General features: G+C 67.6%; 1 pseudogene. It reads right to left on the reverse strand.

Annotated features, from left to right (window positions below):
* Positions 1-290 (reverse strand): annotated as a pseudogene (locus QEH57_RS24830) (hypothetical protein); the annotation flags it as partial.
* Between the last annotated feature and the right edge of the window lie 87 nt (positions 291-377).

Genomic DNA, 377 nt, shown 5'->3' on the forward strand with positions numbered 1-377 from the left:
ACCACCACGTCCACGTAGGCGCGCTTCTGCGTGTGGAAGTGCCACAGCCCGAGGCCGTAGATCGTCGCCTCGCGCTCGAGGTCGATCTGCACCCACTGCGGGCCCTGGGCCAGCTCCACGAAGTAGCCTTCCTCCGACTCCTTGTCGCCGTCGGTCACCAGCTCCAGCTCCCCGATGATCGGGAAGTCGTCCGAGGAGGTGACTTCCTTCTCGAAGGCGATGTTTGAGACCCCGGCCGGGGCCAGCACCTTGGGCTGGGGGGCGTCGGGGGACTCCAGGTTAGGCAACACGATGGGCACGGGCGTGCCGGAGAGGAAGGGAGCCGGGTACTCCAGCTCGATGGGCGCCTTGTCGGCGGCGGTCAGTATCGAGGCCGC

Source organism: Pelagicoccus sp. SDUM812005 (assembly GCF_031127875.1).
Taxonomy (GTDB): Bacteria; Verrucomicrobiota; Verrucomicrobiia; order Opitutales; family Opitutaceae; genus Pelagicoccus.